Genomic DNA, 16,375 nt, shown 5'->3' with positions numbered 1-16,375 from the left:
TCAGCCCTTCTTGACGGCGTGGCCGCCGAACTGGTTGCGCAGCGCGGCCACGGCCTTCATCGCCGGAGAGTCCTCCTGGCGCGAGGCGAACCGGGCGAAGAGCGACGCGGCGATCACGTTCATCGGCACGGCGAGGCGAATGGCCTCCTCGACGGTCCAGCGGCCCTCGCCGGTGTCGTCGGCGTAGCCCTTGATCCTGGCGAGGTCCGGGTCCTCGTCGAGGGCGCGGTCGAGCAGGTCGAGCAGCCACGACTGTACGACCGAGCCGGCCCGCCAGCTCTTGATGATCTCCGGGATGTTGTCCACGTACTCCGAGGTCTCGAGCAGCTCGTAGCCCTCGGCGAAGGCGTGCATCATGCCGTACTCGATACCGTTGTGGACCATCTTGGCGTAGTGGCCGGCGCCGGGCATCTCGCCGGCGTGCGCGAAGCCGAACTCGCCCTCGGGCTTGAGGCCCTCGAAGATCGGCATGCAGTGCTCGACGTGCTGCTTCGGCCCGCCCACCATCAGCGCGTACCCGTTGGTGCGGCCCCAGACGCCGCCGGACACGCCGACGTCGAGGTAGCCGATGCCCTTCGCGCCCAGCCGGTCCGCCCGAGGCTTGTCGTTGCTGAACCGCGAGTTGCCGCCGTCGATCACGATGTCGCCCTCGCCGAGCAGGCCGGAGAGCTCGTCGATGGTGGACTCGGTGAACTGCACCGGCACCATGATCCACACCACGCGGGGGGCGGCGAGCTTCTCGACGAGTTCGCTGAGGGATGACACGTCGGTGACGTCGGGGTGTTGGTCGTAGCCGATGACCTCGTGCCCGGCGGCGCGCAGCCGCTCGCGCATGTTGAAGCCCATCCTGCCCAGGCCGATGAGACCGAGCTGCATTTGGTGCCTCCGAATCAACTACCGATGCGAACCGGCATGATCAAGTACCAGTACCCAGGGATGATTTCTCCATCATCCTTGGCCGGGGACATGACTGCAGGCTTCTTCGGGTCAGTGAACGACAGCACCGCAATGGGCGCGTCGAGCGCCTTGAGCCCGTCGAGCAGGTACTGGTGATTGAAGGCGATCGTCATCGGCTCGCCCTCGTACTGGCAGTCCATCGCCTCGCTGGCCCGGGCGTCCTCGCTGCCGCTGGCCTCGACGACCAGGCCGTCGGTGCTGAAGGAGAGCCGCACCGGCGTCTGGCGCTCCGCCACCAGGCCGACGCGCCGAACCACCTCGTTGAGCGCCGCCACCGGGACCCGCGCCTGCGCGTTGTGGGTGTCGGGCAGCAGCGCCCGCACCTTGGGGAAGTCGCCCTCCAGCAGCCGGGACGTGGTGCGCCGGGTGCCGCCGGCGAAGCCGATCATCCCGTCGCCCAGCTTGCCACGCGACAGCGCGACCGACACGTTCCCGCCGAGCGGGCCGAGGGTCTTCGCGGTGTCGTCCAGGGTGCGGGCGGGCACCAGAGCGGCGACGCTCATGTCCGGCTCGTCGGGATGCCACATCAGCTCCCGCACGGCGAGGCGGTACCGGTCGGTGGCGAGCAGGGTGAGGGTCGTGCCCTCCAGCTCGATCCGCACGCCGGTCAGCATCGGCAGGGTGTCGTCACGGCCCGCGGCCACGGCGACCTGTGAGACCGCCTTGGCGAACAGCGCGGCGTCGACGGCGCCGGCCGACTCGGGCATCTCCGGCAGGGTCGGGTAGTCCTCGACGGGCATGGTCGGCAGCGTGAACCGGGCACTGCCGCAGGTGATCTCGACGTGGGAGCCGACGGCGGCGACGTCGACCGGCTTGGCCGGCAGCGACTTGGTGATCTCGGCGAGCAGCCGGCCGGAGACCAGCGTCGCGCCGTCGGCGTCGGCCTGGACCTCGACGGAGACCTGGCTGGACACCTCGTAGTCGAAGCTGGACACCTGGAGGCGGCCGTCGGCGACGCGCAGCAGGACGCCGGCGAGGACGGGCACCGAGGGGCGGCTGGGCAGGCTCTTGGCCGTCCAGGCGACGGCATCGGCGAGCGCGTCGCGCTCGACTCGGAACTTCATCGCGGTCCTCCCGCATTCTCTTCGGTACTTCAGTTCGCCACCCGCCGCGCGCAGGTGCGGTCGTTTCGGCCGTGCCGTCCGATTGTCGCCGGTCCCGGCGTCCTCGTGGGGCGCCTCGGGTCCGGTGGGGGTCGCGAGAGTGAGTGAGTGTCTGCCGGTGAGCGGTGGCCCCCGGTCGGCGGTGCGTCCGGTGGGGCTCGCTCATCGAACCTTAGGGCCTGCTGGCGGCGGTCGTGCACCGACCCCGCCAAATCCGGCGGCCCGAACTTGCCCACACCCCGATGATTGTTTTTCTTCTCTTCTTAAAAGAAATTTCTTTCGTAGTCATAGGGGGTGTGGATTCTGTGGAAAACCCTCGTTTTCCCAGTTCACCCCGCTTGTGTACCGGTGGATGACCTGTGCATGCATGGTGTGGACGACGCCTGTGGATTGTGGATGAGCGGTCGTCCACAGGGGTTATCCACCGCTAATCCACCGGTAATCCCCAGGGTTTGTCCACTCCTGTGGAAAACGTAGGGCCCCAAGGCCCAACACGCTCGGTCGCCATCACGACTACTGTCCGGAAGCATCCACAAGCATTCCACAGCGAATCCCCAGGAGTTATCCACAGGCTGTGGGCAACGGCTGTGTGCAGTCCGTAGCCATCCGATTACTGTCCCGTCGAAGTTGGCACAAACGAAGTTATCCACAGGTTTTCTGTGGACACCGTGTGGATGCTGGGGACAACCGCGCGACCAGCGGCTGTGGACAGTTGTGGACCGCCTGGGGACGGCGTGTGGATAACGTGTGGCCAGATGGGGACCGGATCCCTGGTGGGCCGCCTGTGGACACGGTGGATAACTCAAGTTGTCCACAGGCTGTGATCAACCCCGGTGGACGGCGAAACCCCTGTGGATCCTGTGGATTACGTCGTCTGCTTGATGCGGTTGGTCAGCTCGGCGATCTGGTTGTAGAGCGACCGGCGCTCCGCCATCTGCTGCCTGATCTTGCGATCGGCGTGCATGACGGTCGTGTGGTCGCGGCCGCCGAAGGCCTGGCCGATGCGGGGCAGGGAGAGGTCGGTCAGCTCGCGGCAGAGGTACATGGCCACCTGCCGGGCGTTGACGAGCACCCGCGAGCGGCTGTGCCCGCGCAGGTCCTCGAGGCTCACCCCGAAGTAGTCGGCGGTCGACGCCATGATCTGGTCGGCGGTGATCTCCGGGCCCGAGCCGTCCGGGATGAAGTCGCGCAGGACCTCCTCGGCCAGGCCGAGCTCGACCGGTGAGCGGGTCAGGTTGGCGAACGCGGTGACCCGGATCAGCGCGCCCTCCAGCTCGCGGATGGACGAGGCGATCCGTGAGGCGATGAACTCGAGCACGTCCGGCGGCGCGAAGAGCCGCTCCTGGGCCGCCTTCTTCTGCAGGATCGCGATGCGGGTCTCGAGGTCCGGCGGCTGGATGTCGGCCAGCAGGCCCCACTCGAACCGCGTGCGCAGCCGGTCCTCCAGCGTGGCCAGCTGCCGGGGCGAGCGGTCCGAGCTGATGACGATCTGCTTGTTCGCGTTGTGCAGGGTGTTGAAGGTGTGGAAGAACTCCTCCTGGGTGCGCTCGCGGGTCTCCAGGAACTGGATGTCGTCGATCAGGAGGATGTCGACGTCGCGGTACCGTCGCTGGAACGCCTGGGTCTTGTCGTCGCGCAGCGAGTTGATGAAGTCGTTCGTGAACTCCTCGGTCGACACGTACCGCACGAACCGGGCGTTGCCCAGCATCGTGGCGTACTGACCGATGGCGTGCAGCAGGTGCGTCTTGCCCAGCCCGGAGCCGCCGTAGATGAACAGCGGGTTGTAGGCCTTCGCCGGCGACTCGGCCACGGCGACCGACGCGGCGTGCGCGAAGCGGTTCGACGATCCGATGACGAACGTTTCGAAGGTGTACTTCGGGTTGAGGCGGTTCCCGGCGGAGTCCCCGGCCGGCGTGGGTGCGCCGCGGCGGTCCTCGCGGCCGGTGCCCGGCGTCGAGGGGCGGGGCGGGGGCAGCGGCTCGTTGCGGGTGGCCTCGATCTGGGCCTGCTCGTAGCGGCCGGCCTCGGCGCCGGCCTCGACGGCTGTGCCGGAGTGCTCGTAGGTCCGCTGGCGGTCGCCGTGGCTCTGTGCGGTTCGGTCCGCGAAGCCTCGGTCCAGCCCGCTCCTGTCCTGCGTGCCTCTTTCCTGTACGCCTCTATCCGTTACGCCTCTGTCTTGGACGCCCCTGTCCTGTATGCCTCGGTCCTGTGTGCCCCTGTCCTGTCCGTCCCGGTCTTGTCCGGTCCTGTCCAGTCCGCTCCTGTCCAGTCCGGTTCTGTCCTGTCCAGTTCGGTCTTGTCCAGTTCGGTCCGGGAAGGATCGCTCCTGGAAGGTTCTCTCCTCCGGGAGGTCGAACAGCCGGCCGGACTCGGGATTCACGGTCGGTTCGAGAGGGAGCGGGTCGCGAAGGGTCGCGGAGGGGCCGTTGGACCAGTGCGAGGCGGAAGGCGCCGGCAGGGAGGGTGCGTCCTCGGGCGGGCGCACCGTCACGGCGACCTGGATGGCCCGGCCGAGCAGGCGTGAGAGCGCCTCGGTGATGACCGGCCGGAGCCGGCTCTCGATCATGTCGCGCGAGTACGGGTCGGGCACGGACAGCAGCGCGGTGTCCTCGACGATCGCCCGCAGTCTCGTCATGCGCAGGTACGCACGCTGCTGCGCCGAGTCGATACCATCGGCGAGCTGATCCGTCGCGGCATGCCAAATCGCTGCGAGGTCGGTGTCCGTCACCGTTCGCGCACCCCCATCATCATTCGCGGCCCCCACCGCGAGTGGACGGTGCCCGGTACTTCCCCGCCGCCCCGGCACCATTGTCCACAGGTTTTCCACAACCTGTGTATCAACGAGTCATGTGCCGTGGACGGATCGTCCTGTTTCCCCCTCGCCCGTGCTGACTATGCGGTGATCAGCGCGTACGCGGCGGTGATACAGGTCAGGCGCGCGTCTCGTCCCCCTCGTCGAGCGCCTGTTTGGCCGAAAAGTCCGTTGTGCTCCGTCGCCGGTCGTCGCGGTGTCTACCGGCAACCGGGCACGTTAACAGCGTTGTCCACAACCACTCAACCGTTGTCCACAACGAACCTGTGGATTGTGGCCTTGACCTGGGGATCCTTTATTCACATCCAGGCCGCTCGACGGCGCGCGTCGTTGCTCGTTGACTGTGTGTGAGGCGGCGCGTACCCTGTTTCGGTTGGAGCACCGTACCCTGGTAAACTCCAAATCACCGATCGACATCCCGTGGGCGTGGCTTTGCCAAGTCAGTCCACGCCCAGTCACGAAGACGGAGCCCCGACGTGAGCAAGCGCACCTTCCAGCCGAACAACCGCCGGCGCGCGAAGACCCACGGCTTCCGGCTGCGCATGCGCACCCGCGCTGGCCGTTCGATCCTGTCGGCGCGCCGCGCCAAGGGGCGCGACCGCCTCTCGGCCTGAGCCTGAACCACGACGACCGGGCCCTCCGGGAGGCAGCGTGCTGGCGGCCGCACAGCGACTGCGGCGGCGGGAGGACTTTTCCGCCACCATTCGCAACGGCCGCCGGGCCGGCCGGGGGGTCGTGGTTGTGCACTTCATGAACCCCGGGTCTCCGCGGCCCGGGGTTGCTGTGTCTCCCGGGTCTGCGTTTCCGGTCGTCGACTCGTCTTCGGCCCTCGGCTCCGCGCCGGCCGTCGTCGCCCCGTCGGGCGGCCCGGTCGCCGGCTCCGTGGCTGCTCCGGCTCTCGACCCGTCGTCGGCTTCGACTTCCGACGCGGTGTCGGCCCCGGCTTCCGGCCCGGTCTCGGCCTCGGCCTCCGACTTGGTGCCGGCCTCGGCTTCCGACTTGGTGCCGGCTTCGGCTTCCGAGTCGGTGCCGGCTTCTGCTTCCGGCTCGGTGTCGGCTTCGGCCTTTGTTTCGTCGTCGGCTCCGGCCGGCGGGGGCTCGGAGGTCGCGGCGGGTTCGGTCGGCGGTGACTCGTCGGCTGCAGCCGTCGATCCGCGGTCGGCCGAGGCTGCCCACCATTCGTCTGCCGCTGGCGGCTCGAGTACCACAGCTATGGCCGGTGCCGGTCCGACCGAGGTCGGTTCCGCTCGCAGCGGTTCGACGGCGACCGGTCCGGCCGAGGCAGGTGTTACTGGCGTCGGTTCGTTGCCCGGCAGCCTGGCGGGTGGCGGATCGGCGAATCCGGACTTGTCGGGTCCTGGTGCCATTTCCGATTTGTCGGCCATGACGCCGGTCACGTCCGACCCTGCCTTGGGTGAGGACGCGGTCGAGCCGGTGTTGGGCGGCGTTGGGTCCGCGCGGGCCGGGTTCGTGGTGTCCAAGGCCGTCGGAGGTGCCGTCGTGCGCAACCGCGTGAAGCGGCGGCTGCGGCACCTCGTACGTGAGCGCATCGCGGACCTTCCCGCTGGGTCGGTGCTCGTGGTGCGGGCGTTGCCGGAGGCGGCGAGCGCGCAGTACGAAATCCTGGCACGTGATCTTGACTTGGCGCTGGAGGCCGTGCGCCGACCGAAGAACCGAGGTGGTCGTCGATGAACGCGGGAGCCCGTATCGTCGCCGCTCCCATCGTCGCGTACCGTCGTTGGATAAGCCCGGCGTTGCCGGCGCGTTGTCGGTTCTACCCGTCGTGCAGTGCTTATGCCCTGGAGGCGGTCAGCACCCACGGCGCGATCCGGGGAATCGGTCTCGCGATCTGGCGGCTGCTGCGCTGCCACCCATTCCACCCCGGTGGGTTCGACCCGGTGCCTCCGCGCCGGGGACACTCGCCCGAGCCCGAGTCGACGTGACTGGAGCGGTGTCGTGATTAGCAAGCTGATGGCCGGGATCTACTGGCTGATCTCAAAGGTGATGCTGTTCTGGCACACCGTCTGGGATTCGATCCTGCCGGACCACCGGGTGCTGAGCACCAACTGGCAGTGGGTCCTGGCGATCGTCTTCCTGGTGATCACCGTCCGGGTCGTCCTCTTCCCGATCTTCGTCAAGCAGATCAAGTCGCAGCGGGCGATGCAGGCTATCCAGCCGAAGATGAAGGAGCTGCAGGAGAAGCACAAGGGCGACCGGGAGACCCTCCAGAAGGAGGTCATGAAGCTCTACCAGGAGGAGAAGGTCAACCCGCTCATGGGCTGCCTTCCGATGTTCCTGCAGATCCCGGTCTTCATCGGCCTCCTGCACGTGCTGCGCCACCTTCGGCCGAACACGTCGGACCACCAGATGGAGCTGTACGGCTGGACGAAGGCCGAGTTCCTCAGCGCCGTCGACGCGCGCCTGTTCGACGCCCCGATCGTCGCCAAGTTCAGCAGCAGCGCTGCCGACCTGATAAACATCGATGCCAACTCGACCACGGTCAAGATCGTGGCCGCCTGCCTGGTCGCCCTGATGATCACGACGACCTACCTCACGCAGCGTCAGATGATCAAGAAGACGGGCTGGAACACCGACCCGCAGCAGCGCATGATCCAGAAGTTCATGCTCTACGGCATTCCGTTCTTCACCCTGACCTCCGGCTGGTACTTCCCGATCGGCGTCATCATCTACTGGGTCACGAACAACGCCATCACGCTGGCGCAGCAGTACTGGGTGCTGCACAAGTACCCGCCGCCGGCCAGCGCGACGACCAGCACGACGCCGTACAAGAGCGGCGGCGCCAAGGTTGCCGAGTCGAAGCCGAGCGGCCTGGGCGCCCTGTTCGCCCGCGCTCGCGACGAGGCCGCCGCCCAGCAGCGGACCAACGGCAAGGCCCCCGCGAAGGCGGCCGGCACCAAGGCCACCGGCGCGAAGGCGACCGGCACCGACGCCCCGGCCGACGGCCCGTCCCGCGCCCCGAAGCCCGGCGCGAAGCCGATCAACCCGAAGAAGGGTGGCGCCGCGAAGCGGCAGTCGGGTTGACGCGTCCCGCCGGGCCACCCCTCTCACGGCCCGGCGTAGCGACGCTCCCTGCACCAGCAACCCACCCCTCACCGACGACCTGTGACGGCGCCTCGGCGCCCCAAACAAGCGGAGATGAGTTTCGTGACCGACACCACCAGTGACCTCGACGCAGCGCCTGGTTCGCGGGACGAGGACAAGGACGTGTCCCTGGCCGAGGACCAGGAGGCCCGGGCCGCCGACGAGGCCGAGGACGACGACCGGGAAGAGGTCGACGCCGAGGCCGACGAGGACGACGAGGACGAAGACGACGAAGAGGACGAAGAGGACGAAGACGAAGAGGACGAAGACGAAGAGGACGAGGAAGACGACGACGAGGAGGCCGAGGACGACTCGGAGACCCCCGCCGCCGCCGGCTCCGGCCGCGCCGCCAGCGACCTCTTCCGCGAGAGCGAGATCGCGGCCGACTACGTCGAGGGCCTCCTCGACATCCTCGACTACGACGGCGACATCGACGAGCTCGTCGTGAGCGGCCGCCCGGTGGTCGAGGTCGTCGAGGGCGGCGACGGCTCGGGCAAGCGCCTGCAGGCCCTCGTCGGCCAGCGCGGCGCGACGCTCGAGGCGCTGCAGGAGCTGAGCCGCCTCGCCGTCTTCCGGCAGACCGGCTCCCCGAGCCGGCTTCTCCTCGACGTGGGCGGCTACCGGGCGCTGCGCCGCAAGGAGCTCGGCGCCATCGCCAAGAACGCCGCGGAGAAGGTCAAGGAGTACGGCGAGGCCGTCCGCCTTGAGCCGATGAGCGCCTTCGAGCGCAAGTGCGTGCACGACGTCATCAACGCCCTGCCGGGCGTGGAGAGTGAGTCGGAGGGCGTCGAGCCGGCCCGCCGGATCGTGGTCCGCCCGACGGCTTAGTTCTCCCCCGCACCACCAACCGCCCCAAGCGCCCCTCGGCGATTGGGGCGGTTTCCTTTTGTACGCCGGATAGCCCGCCCCCCATCCCTCCTTCTTCGAAGCGTTTGGACTGACGTTGGACGGACTGACGTTGGACGGACTGACGTTGGACGGACTGACGTTGGACGGGCGGCCGCCGTCGCTCTGTTCGCGCTTCGCTAGCGCTGCCGCGACGGCTCTCATCCAGCGCGGCTCGACTCCGTCTCCGGCCCGGCTTCGCGCTCTCGCCCCATCAACACCTCATCCTCGTCACCCCACACCCAGTCCTCGTCGCGCCCGGTTTCGTTGTCCGGCCGACCTCCGGCTTGGGTGCTGCCTTTCTGCCCACTTCACCTCGCCGCTCCTTTCTCCTTCTCTCCTTCGGCTTGGCCGCTCCCTTGTTCCTCGGCCTACTCGACCCGTGGGCCCGGGCGTCTCCTCCTGCAGTGGTCTCGTTCGGTGTCTCCCCCGTCACCCGGGCTCGGGAGGCCCCACGTAGCGGTGGCCAGGATGAGGACGGGCATAATTCACGGAGACGCGACTGGCGGCACCAAGGATGGGCAACCATCGGGAAGCCTCGGCGTGGAAGTCGACCGCCTGGGCTTCCACGTGACGCCGAGGAGTCGTATGTCCATTTCCTCTTCTTCCTCTGCCGCCGCTCCCACCCCGGCGCCGAGTGCCCGGCTTCTGCCCGGGGCTCCGGTGGCCGACCAGATCCTGGCGGATGTAGAGACTCGAGTCGCGGCCCTCCGCGAGCGGGGCATCACCCCGTCCCTGGCCACGATCCTGGTCGGCGACGACGACGCCAGCGCCGGGTACATCCGGATCAAGCAGCGCCAGGCCGCGTCCCTCGGCTTCGCCTCCCCGCACCGCCACCTGCCGGCAACGGCCACCCAGGAGGACCTGCACGCCGCGATCGACGAGTTCAACGAGGACCGGGACGTCCACGCGCTGCTGATCCAGTACCCGATCCCGCAGCACCTGGACTACGACGCCGCCCTCATGCGGGTCGACCCCGACAAGGACGTCGACGGCATGCATCCGCTGAACCTGGGCCGCCTGGCCGCGGGCATCCCCGGCCCGCTCCCCTGCACCCCGGCCGGCATCGAGGCCCTCCTCGCCTACCACGAGATCTCGGTCAGCGGTCACGAGGTCGTGATCCTGGGCCGGGGTGCCACGCTGGGCCGTCCCCTGGCGATGCTCCTGGCCCAGAAGCGCCCGACCGCGAACGCCGCCGTCACCGTGGTCCACACCGGTGTTCCCGACTGGCCTCGGTACACCCGCCGCGCCGACATCCTCATCGCCGCCGCCGGCGTTCCCGGCATCATTCAGCCGGAGCACGTCAAGCCGGGCGCCGTGGTCGTGGGAGGCGGAGTCCGCTACGAGGGCCGCCGCCTCCTCCCCGACGTCGACGAGTCCTGCGCCACCGTCGCCGGCGCCATCACCCCGCGGGTCGGCGGCGTGGGCCCGACCACCGTCGCCATGCTCTTCCGCAACGCCATCGAGGCCGCGGAGCGCCGTTTCACGTGAAACGCCGGGGGAGCCCGCCGTCATAGGGCGGCGGTGCTCCTCCGTTGCCGTTGCTCCCCGCAGGCCGGGTTCGAGCTTCGCGCCACCGCCTTTGGCTAGCCCCCACGTCTTGCTCTTCCGCCCGCCCGCGCCCCAAGTTGTGGCCCGTCTCGGGCGGTGGCTGTGCCGGCCGTTCGAGCTTCCCGCGCCGCGCAGTATTCGACGTTCGCACTCGGCGGCGATCCACGAGCTCACGCGGTCCCGGCCCTGTGCCGCATCCGGCGAGACTGCCTGTTGTCGGGTCGGTCTGCGTCAGATCGGGTGGTCACGCCTGCCCAGCGGCCGCCCCGGATCTCGCATCGCATCGTCGGATGGCATCGCGCGGGGCAACGCCGGGCGGTGTCCCGTGGGGTGACGCCGGGACGCGTCGCGCTGGGTCTGCGTCGGGCTGCGTTGGAGCGGGGCACGCCGGACCCCCGGCCATGCCATGGCATGCCGAGTCGGTCGCGCCGTGCCGGGGCCTCCCGGTTGTGGCGGGGCGGTGTCCCGCCGGGTTGCGCCGGTTCACGCCGCGCCGGGTTGCGCGAGGTTGGGTCGGGTTGCGTCAGGCCGTGCCGCGCCGGATCGTCTCGGGCCGGGTCGCGGTTGCGTCGGCCGGGCCATGCGGGGTTTCACTGGACCGCGCTGGACCGACCGCGTCCGGCCCAGGCATGCAGGGTTGCGCCGAGCGTTGTCCCGCCGGGTGGAGCCGGGCCGCGCCGGGCGGGTTGCACCGGCGTCCGGCGGACCCCCGCACGCCGGGCCGCCGGGCCGTGCCGGGTAGGTCGCGCCGTGCCGGGGCACGCGGGGTTGTGGCGGGCGATGTCCCCTGCGCCGGGACGGTCGCACAGCGCGCGGGATCGCATCGAGTCGGATCGGGTCCGCGTGGGTCGTGCCAGGCTCAATTGCGCCGGGTCCCGTCAGGCGCGTCGGGTTCTCCCGGACGGCGCCACGGCGTCGTCTCGGCGCCGACCGGACCAGGTGCGGGCAGGCGTGAGGAGCCCCTGCGCCTCTTCACCGACTCCGCCTGGGTCCGTCGCGCGCAGCCGGATTCCGGAAGTCCCCCGCGGCCCTCTCTCAAGAAGGAGTCACGCGGACGACCTCTCAAGAAGGAGCCACGCGGACGACCTCTCAAGAAGGAGCCACGCGGACGACGCGGATGCGATGACCGCGCGGCCCCGCAACGGCCAGCGGGCATAGGGAACCACTGGGAGCCGCGACGTCAAAGGAGGCGCCCCCTCGCCCGGCCGGAGGGCGCGACGGAGAACCCCGCCGCCGAACCAGCTCCGCCACGGTAGGGTGGCCCGGCGTCGCCGTAGAGGGCGTCGTCATCGCTCCCGTTTCACGTGAAACAGGGGCCCCAATAGACCGCTCCCCCGCGTCCCACCGGGGGCCGGCCCGCATGGTTTGCTTGACGGATGGATGGTGCAGTGCCCAGCGAGATCCTCCCCGTCGCCGAGAAGGTCTTCGGTGACCGCCTACCCCAGGCGCGCCACTACGCCGAGCTTCTCGTCACCGACGGCGTCGTGCGTGGCCTCATCGGCCCCAGGGAGGCTCCTCGGATCTGGGAGCGCCACCTTCTCAACTGCGCCGTGGTCGCGGACCTCATTCCGTCGGGTGCCTCAGTGGTCGACGTCGGGTCAGGGGCCGGTCTGCCCGGTATGGTGCTGGCAGTGGCTCGTCCCGACCTTTCCGTCACCCTGGTCGAGCCGCTCGCACGACGTACCGCATTCCTATCCGAAGCGGTGACGGCGCTCGGCCTCGAGCGGACCTCCGTGGTCCGCGCCCGGGCCGAGGAGTGCGTCGGGAAGCTTCCCCTCGCCGATGTCGTCACCGCCCGGGCCGTCGCTCCGCTGGACCGACTCGCCGGCTGGTGTCTTCCCCTCACCGCCGTCGGGGGGCGGTTGCTCGCGATGAAGGGCGCCTCCGCGGCGGCCGAGATTGCCGAGCACGCGGAGGCCCTCGGCCGGCTCGGTGCGGGGACACCGTCGGTGCGCACGTGCGGGGACGGGCTCCTCGCCGAGCCCACCACGGTCGTCGAGATCGTGCGCGAGCGGGAAGTCGCGCGTCCTCGAAAGGCCGGGGGGCGTCGCGGCCGGTAAGCCCGGGGCGCAGCGCGACCCCGGGCGCGGGGGAACGCGGAGGCACTCATGGGGGACGGCAGGGCGGTCGGCATCGGGTGGCCGATGTCGCCGATACAGCGACTCGGCGGCCTACTACGCCGAGTTGACGGATTTCTGGTCTTTTGGCGCACGAGTCGGGGTGAGAAGGCCAACGACGCGCCGGGTAGTCATGGCTCCGCCCGGCGAAGCGCCGTAGGCTGGCCGAGCGCCACTCTTCTGTCCGACGGAACGGGCCTCGACGAAGACGAACCTGTCCTGGACGGAACGGATCCGAGCGGAGCGACCTCCAAGGCCGAGAGAGCCGTTGCGACGGACGGGACCGTAGACACCGACGGGCCCAAGAGTCCTGACGGAACCGAAGGGGCCGAGGAGGACGCCCAGAGATCCGGTACCGCCCGGACGGCTTCAGAAGGACGGGTTCCTGGATTGGGCGAGGCGGCCGAGGGTGCACACCTTTCCGAGCGGGACGGGACTGACATGGTGCGCGACAGCGGTGATGGTCCGGGCTACGGCGATGCAGACAATCAGGTTTCACGTGAAACGGGGATAGAGGGCTGGGGCGTCCGTCCCGCCGGCCGGGCAGTACCCCAGCCGCGGGCCGACGTGGGGGGCCCCGAGGTCCGAAGTCCGGATCCGACACGCGGGGGCACGGTGGAGTTTCATGTCAGTACCCCGAATGAGCGATCGTCAACCGGTACCCTTTACGGCCGGGGAGTAACGCCGCCGGTCGACGCTACTCCGGCCGAGGTGCGGACCGAGCGACGGAACCCACCATCCCCCCGGCCGCACCCGTCCGTCGTCACCGCGGATACCGAAGGCGCAATGACTGACGCGTATGTTTCACGTGAAACCGAAGACCCCCCGCTGGCACAGGAGGCAAAACGCGCCGTGGAGATTCTCAACCCGAGCGGGGAGATCACGATGCCCCGCCCACCACGGCGCCGCACCATGTGTGTGGCCAACCAGAAGGGAGGCGTGGGTAAGACGACCACCGCGGTGAACATCGCCGTCGCCCTCGCGCTCCACGGCAACCGTGTCCTGGTCATCGACCTCGACCCTCAGGGCAACGCCTCCACCGGACTCAACGTCCCGCACCACTCCGGTGTGCCGGACGTGTACGACTGCCTCATCGACGGCGCCCCGCTCGACGCGGTGACCCAGCAGGTCGAGGGAATCCCGAACCTGTGGGCGGTCCCGGCGACGATCGACCTCGCCGGTGCGGAGATCGAGCTCGTCTCGGTCGTTGCCCGCGAGTCGCGGCTCAAGCGCGCGATCGAGGCCGGCGGCAACGCCTACGACTACATCTTCATCGACTGCCCGCCGTCGCTCGGCCTGCTCACGGTCAACGCGCTCGTCGCCGCCGAGGAGGTGCTCATCCCGATCCAGTGCGAGTACTACGCGCTGGAGGGTGTGCAGGCGCTGACCAACAACATCGAGCTGGTGCGGTCCCACCTGAACCCACACCTGGACATCACGACGGTGCTCCTGACGATGTACGACCGGCGCACCCGCCTGGCCGACCTCGTCGAGCAGGACGTGCGGAACCACTTCGGCGAGAAGTGCCTCAACGCCGTCATCCCCCGGAACGTCCGGGTGTCCGAGGCGCCGAGCTACAGCCAGTCGGTCATGACGTACGACCCCGGCTCCCGGGGTGCGGTCAGCTATTTTGAGGCGGCGCAGGAGATCGCGCTGCGCGGCGCGCAGGGTGCGCAGGTGGGAGGCATCGCATGAAGTCCAACCGACGTGGAGGTCTCGGGCGGGGGCTCGGTGCCCTCATCCCCACCGCCGCCGCGCCGGTCGAGGGTACGACCGGCACGGCGACCGCACTCGCCACGCCGCCCGCCCCGAGCGCCGGCGTGGCCAATGGGGCCGCGGCCCCCGAGGTCGAGACCGAGACGACGACGGCCCTCGCCCCGGTGCCCGGCGCCCGCTTCGCCGAGATCCCGGTGGGCACGATCGTGCCCAACCCGAAGCAGCCGCGGCAGGTGTTCGACGACGAGGCGATCGAGGAGCTGAAGACCTCGATCCAGGAGGTCGGCTTCCTCCAGCCCATCGTCGTGCGCGAGCTGCGCGACGCCGACGGGGAGAAGCAGTACGAGCTCGTCATGGGCGAGCGCCGGTGGCGCGCCGCCCAGGCGCTCGGCAAGGAGGCCATCCCCGCGATCGTCCGCGAGACGCGCGACGACGCGATGCTCCGCGACGCGCTCCTGGAGAACATCCATCGGGCGAACCTCAACCCGCTGGAAGAGGCGGCCGCGTACCAGCAGCTGCTCGACGAGTTCGGGGCGACCCACGAGGAGCTCGCCAGGCGGATCGGCCGGAGCCGGCCGCAGATCTCGAACACCATCCGCCTGCTGAACCTGCCGGCCCCGGTGCAGCGCCGGGTCGCGGCCGGCGTGCTCTCCGCGGGCCACGCCCGAGCGCTCCTCGGCCTCGACAACTCCGAGGAGCAGGAGCAGCTCGCCACCCGGATTGTGGCGGAGGGCCTCTCGGTGCGCGCCACCGAGGAGCTCGTCTCGCTCGCGGTCTCGGAGGGTGGATCGGCCAAGAAGACGGCCCCCGCGCAGCGGCGGGCGAAGCCGCACGCGCCGGCGCTGTCTGATCTGGCCGACCGCCTCTCGGACCGGTTCGACACTCGGGTGAAGGTCGACATCGGCCGGCGCAAGGGTCGCATCACGATCGAGTTCGCGACCGTCGACGACCTCGAGCGGATCGTCGGGATCATCGGGGTCCCAGAGGAGAGCTCGGCGGCTCAGCGGGAGCAGTGACCACCCGACACCGACAGCCGTGAGGGCCGGATCCGAGAGGATCCGGCCCTCAGTCGTTTCCGACGCCAAATTGTCCGATTTCGAAGGCCGGGCCGCCCGGAAATCGGCGGGACGGAAACCTTGAGAGAACGGCTTCTAGGGAAGTCTGTCCACAGGGGTTATCCACAGGCTCACCCGTTTCACGTGAAACTCCGTGGTCGGTCGTTCGCATGCCTGTGGATGACCGGACACGGAGGCGCGGCCGTTGTCCACAGGGACAGCCGACGTACCTGTGGATAACTTCCCGGGATGAGGAAGATGCGAGGTCGCTGTCCACAGGGTGCGGACATCGAGCCCAGCAGTCGGCTAGGGTCACTTCGTGTCCGAGACGCCAGCACAGCCCCCTCTGCCCGCCTTCACGTACTGGCCGACCTTTCCCTTCGAGGGCGACCTCCGGGTCAAGCGCCTCCTCGACCCCGTGCCGGTGGAGCCGCCCCGCCACGGCGACAACCCCGCGGAGTGCCGGGCGTGCGCCGCGCCGGACGAGGCGTACATCTGGGTGAGTGACCGCTGGCGGGTCCGCGCCCTCGATCGGCCGACGGGCCTGCCGGCCGTGCTCATCCTCGAGTCCCGCTCGCATCTCGACCTCGGCGACCTGCCGAATATGCTCGCCGCCGAGCTCGGCGTGATGACGGTCCGGCTGGAGCGCGCGATCCGCTCGCTCGACGACGTCGCGCGGGTCCACGTGAACCGCTGGGGCGACGGCGCGGCGCACCTGCACGTGTGGTTCCTCGCCCGGCCGTACGGACGCCTCCAGCTGCAGGGCACGTTCCTCGCGCTGTGGGACGACATCCTCCCCCCGATCCCCGAGGTGCGCTGGCGGGAGAACCTGGCGCTGGTCGCCGCGTGGCTCGCCGAGTTCGGCGGCCGCCCCCTGGCCGAGCCGCCGCGCATCAACTGGACCGCCCCCGCGAGCCTCGCCCCGCAGGAGGCCGGCGACGCCCTGGAGCCGGCCGCGGCCGCCGAGGAGAACGACGACGTCGTGGTCCCGGAGCCGGCCGAGGGCAACGGCGACGCCCCCGACCCAAAGGCCTAACTGGCACCGGTACCGCGGGTCAAGAGATGAGGAACTGTGGG

The 16,375-nt window shown here is 69.7% G+C and carries 12 protein-coding genes, 1 pseudogene and 1 riboswitch; of the genes and pseudogenes, 10 read left to right on the top strand and 3 right to left on the bottom strand.

Annotation, left to right across the window (positions count from 1 at the left end; genetic code table 11):
- The 3 genes from gnd to dnaA form a co-directional block, all read right to left on the bottom strand.
- On the bottom strand, positions 1–876 hold the full coding sequence (gene gnd, locus ABD352_RS34135; protein ID WP_344616656.1) for a phosphogluconate dehydrogenase (NAD(+)-dependent, decarboxylating): 876 nt from the start codon (positions 874–876) through the stop codon (positions 1–3).
- Positions 877–890: 14 nt separating this feature from the next.
- Positions 891–2,021, bottom strand: coding sequence for a DNA polymerase III subunit beta (gene dnaN, locus ABD352_RS34130; RefSeq protein WP_344616655.1), 1,131 nt, complete (start codon positions 2,019–2,021; stop codon positions 891–893).
- 904 nt (positions 2,022–2,925) lie between these two features.
- Positions 2,926–4,869: a chromosomal replication initiator protein DnaA gene (gene dnaA / locus ABD352_RS34125; protein ID WP_425553759.1), complete on the bottom strand. Its 1,944-nt coding sequence runs from the start codon at positions 4,867–4,869 to the stop codon at positions 2,926–2,928.
- Positions 4,870–5,348: 479 nt separating this feature from the next.
- Between dnaA and rpmH the strand changes: the two genes are divergently transcribed.
- The 10 genes and pseudogenes from rpmH to ABD352_RS34075 all read left to right on the top strand — a co-directional run bounded on the left by rpmH (position 5,349) and on the right by ABD352_RS34075 (position 16,334).
- A complete protein-coding gene (gene rpmH / locus ABD352_RS34120) occupies positions 5,349–5,486 on the top strand; it encodes a 50S ribosomal protein L34 (RefSeq protein ID WP_344616653.1) in 138 nt (45 codons plus the stop codon).
- Between the two features lie 769 nt (positions 5,487–6,255).
- Positions 6,256–6,564, top strand: coding sequence for a ribonuclease P protein component (gene rnpA / locus ABD352_RS34115; RefSeq protein ID WP_425553782.1), 309 nt, complete (start codon positions 6,256–6,258; stop codon positions 6,562–6,564).
- Positions 6,561–6,832 (top strand): annotated as a pseudogene (gene yidD, locus ABD352_RS34110) (membrane protein insertion efficiency factor YidD). Before rnpA ends, yidD begins: the two are co-directional and overlap by 4 nt.
- Positions 6,833–6,843: 11 nt before the next feature.
- Complete coding sequence (yidC, locus tag ABD352_RS34105; RefSeq protein ID WP_344616800.1) at positions 6,844–7,914, top strand: membrane protein insertase YidC; 1,071 nt, start codon at positions 6,844–6,846, stop codon at positions 7,912–7,914.
- A 189-nt stretch (positions 7,915–8,103) separates the two neighbouring features.
- Complete coding sequence (locus tag ABD352_RS34100; RefSeq protein ID WP_425553780.1) at positions 8,104–8,802, top strand: Jag family protein; 699 nt, start codon at positions 8,104–8,106, stop codon at positions 8,800–8,802.
- Positions 8,803–9,347: 545 nt separating this feature from the next.
- Positions 9,348–9,430, top strand: a riboswitch (ZMP/ZTP riboswitch).
- A 17-nt stretch (positions 9,431–9,447) separates the two neighbouring features.
- Positions 9,448–10,350, top strand: coding sequence for a bifunctional 5,10-methylenetetrahydrofolate dehydrogenase/5,10-methenyltetrahydrofolate cyclohydrolase (locus ABD352_RS34095; protein WP_344616650.1), 903 nt, complete (start codon positions 9,448–9,450; stop codon positions 10,348–10,350).
- A gap of 1,436 nt (positions 10,351–11,786) precedes the next feature.
- A complete protein-coding gene (gene rsmG, locus ABD352_RS34090) occupies positions 11,787–12,470 on the top strand; it encodes a 16S rRNA (guanine(527)-N(7))-methyltransferase RsmG (RefSeq protein ID WP_344616649.1) in 684 nt (227 codons plus the stop codon).
- 501 nt (positions 12,471–12,971) lie between these two features.
- A complete protein-coding gene (locus tag ABD352_RS34085; RefSeq protein WP_425553779.1) occupies positions 12,972–14,222 on the top strand; it encodes a ParA family protein in 1,251 nt (416 codons plus the stop codon).
- Positions 14,219–15,259: a ParB/RepB/Spo0J family partition protein gene (locus ABD352_RS34080; protein ID WP_344616647.1), complete on the top strand. Its 1,041-nt coding sequence runs from the start codon at positions 14,219–14,221 to the stop codon at positions 15,257–15,259. The genes ABD352_RS34085 and ABD352_RS34080 overlap by 4 nt, the downstream gene beginning before the upstream one ends.
- Positions 15,260–15,617: 358 nt before the next feature.
- On the top strand, positions 15,618–16,334 hold the full coding sequence (locus ABD352_RS34075; RefSeq protein ID WP_425553758.1) for a hypothetical protein: 717 nt from the start codon (positions 15,618–15,620) through the stop codon (positions 16,332–16,334).
- Positions 16,335–16,375 lie beyond the last annotated feature (41 nt).

It is taken from the genome of Dactylosporangium salmoneum, from assembly GCF_039532525.1.
Classification (GTDB): Bacteria; Actinomycetota; Actinomycetes; order Mycobacteriales; family Micromonosporaceae; genus Dactylosporangium; species Dactylosporangium salmoneum.
This window is presented reverse-complemented; position numbering and strand designations above follow the sequence as displayed.